Here is a 2,325-nt window from a genome sequence, read left to right as displayed (position 1 = left end):
GGATGGGTGCTACCGGCGGTGCGGGTGGCTGGGGTGGGGGCGGCGCCGGTAGCGGCGGCCAAGCAGGCGGCGACGGTGGTTCCGGCGGGATGGGAGGCGCTGGCGGTGCCGGGGGGACCGGCGGTGTCGGCGGGGCCGGCGGTGCCGCCGGCCCGTTCGGGCATGCGGGTGTCGCCGGTGATGGCGGGGCCGGCGGTGTCGGCGGGCTGGGCGGCCCCGGCGGTAACGGGGGTGTCGGCGGTAACGGTGCCGCCGGCCCGGTTGGCGGGCACGGGGGTGCCGGCGGAGCCGGTGGCGACGTCCAGGTGGGTATAAGTGGCAGCGGTAAGGGTGCGGGCGGCACCGGTGGAACCGGGGGTGCCGGAGGAGCAGGAGCCGCCGGAGGCGCCGGTGGGAATGGCGGAAACTTCCTCGGTAACGGCGGCGCTGCGGGCAACGGCGGTATCGGTGGCGCCGGTGGGGCCGGGGCGACGATCGGCGGGACGGGCGGTATCGGTGGCCACGGCGGTGCCGGAGGGCACGGCGGTCTGCTGATCGGCAACGGCGGAGTCGGTGGCACCGGCGGCACCGGTGGGACCGGTGGTACCGGTGCGGCGGGCGGTGCGGGTGGCCTAGGCGGCAATGCGGGCACCCTTGGCGCCCCCGTCGGCGTCGGTGGCCAGGGCGGGACCGGCGGAGATGGTGCCGACGGGGGCGCCGGCGGTTTGGGCGGCGACGGGGGCGCCGGGGGCGCCGGTGGCCTGCTTGGGCAGGCGGGCATCGGCGGTGCGGCTGGGGGCGCGGGGCAAGGTGGCGCCGGCGGTGCGGGTGGCGCCGCTGGTGCCGGTGGCCTCGGCGCCGGCGGCAGCCACGCCGCCAGCGGTGACAACGGTCAGCAAGGCGACTCCGGGCCGGTCGGTCAGGCCGGCAATCACGGCTGACGGCGGCGCCGCGGTCGCGGGTTGGGGGCCCGGCCGGCCCGTTGAGTCATATGACTGATCCCAACAGCGGTTTGAACGGCGAGACTTTCGCAGTGTCGGTGTTCGTCTGTCGCGTGCTACGGGGACCGTCGGCTATTCCATGACTCACTGGGGGACAGCACATGTCGTATCTCATTGCGGCGCCCGGAACTGTGGCGGCGGCGGCGACGGATCTAGCGGCCATCGGTTCGGCGATCACCGCAGCCAACACTGCAGCGGTTGCCTCGACGACCGGGGTGCTTGCCGCAGGTACTGACGAAGTGTCGGTGGGCATCGCCGAGCTTTTCGGCGCGTACGGGCAGGCCTACCAAACGTTGAGCGCGCAGGCCGCATCGTTCCACGATCGGTTCGTCCAGCTGATGAATGCGGGCGCGGCCAGCTATGTGGCCACTGAGGCCGCCAACGCTGAACAGAACCTGCTCAACGCGGTGAATGCGCCCACGCTGGCACTGTTCGGCCGCCCCCTGATCGGCGACGGCGCAGCCGGGAAGACCGTCAACGGAGTCGGGCAGCCGGGCGGCGCGGGCGGACTTCTGTACGGCAATGGCGGCGCCGGCGGTGCCAGTACAGCCGCCGGGGCGGCCGGCGGGGCCGGCGGCTCGGCGGGCTTGATCGGCAACGGCGGCATCGGCGGCCAAGGCGGAGCCGGGGCAGCGGGTGGAGCCGGCGGCAACGGCGGCTTTCTGTTCGGCAGTGGTGGAAATGGCGGCACCGGTGGCGCCGCCGCCACCGGCGGCATCGGCGGCATGGGTGGTAGCGGCGGCAATGCCGGACTCTGGGGCACCGGTGGCCAGGGCGGTCACGGCGGACAGGGCGGAGTTGGCGCCGCCGGGGTCAACCCCTCAGAGACCTGGAACCACATCGACACGGCAGGCACGGGCAAGGCGGGCGCGGACAACCCAACTGGCAGCGGCTACAACGGTTTCTCCGGCGACAACGGTGGAGCCGGAGTTGCCGGCGGCCCGGGCGGCCCGGGCGGCTATAGCGGCGTTGCCTCAGGCAAGCCGACGGGTGTCCACTTCGTTGGTGGAAGCGGTGGCGCCGGGGGGGCCGGCGGTGCCGGCGCGCCCGGTGGTCAAGGCGGTGCGGGTGGTGGCGCCACGGCATACAGCTTTGGCGTAGGCGGTACGGGTGGCACCGGTGGCACTGGTGGTGCTGGCGCGCCTGGAGGTCAAGGCGGATCAGGCGGCGACGCCCCTGGCTGGACCGGCGGTACCGGTGGGACGGGCGGCACCGGCGGCACCGGTGCCGCGGGCGGCAAGGGCGGCACCGGCGGGATCGGCGAGATCGCTGGCGCCGGCGGAACGGGCGGCACCGGCGGTGTGGGCGCGGCGGGGGGCACCGGCGGCACCGGCGGTACCGGAGG

2 protein-coding genes are annotated in these 2,325 nt (G+C 75.1%); both read left to right on the top strand.

Going from position 1 to position 2,325, the window contains the following annotated elements; all coding sequences use genetic code 11:
- The first annotated feature begins 2 nt into the window (after positions 1 to 2).
- Positions 3 to 920 (top strand): hypothetical protein, encoded by a 918-nt coding sequence (locus tag BST12_RS32470; protein WP_211281392.1) that lies wholly within the window; start codon positions 3 to 5, stop codon positions 918 to 920.
- Between the two features lie 161 nt (positions 921 to 1,081).
- On the top strand, positions 1,082 to 2,325 hold a 1,244-nt coding region (locus BST12_RS28705), incomplete at its 3' end, for a PE family protein (RefSeq protein ID WP_083116515.1).

The sequence above is a fragment of the Mycobacterium angelicum genome (assembly GCF_002086155.1).
Lineage (GTDB): Bacteria > Actinomycetota > Actinomycetes > Mycobacteriales > Mycobacteriaceae > Mycobacterium > Mycobacterium angelicum.
This window is presented reverse-complemented; position numbering and strand designations above follow the sequence as displayed.

What these genes read in the sequence shown, in the direction of transcription:
- BST12_RS32470 (WP_211281392.1), top strand. Translation starts at nt 3, where the DNA reads ATGGGTGCTACCGGCGGTGCGGGTGGCTGGGGTGGGGGCGGCGCCGGT.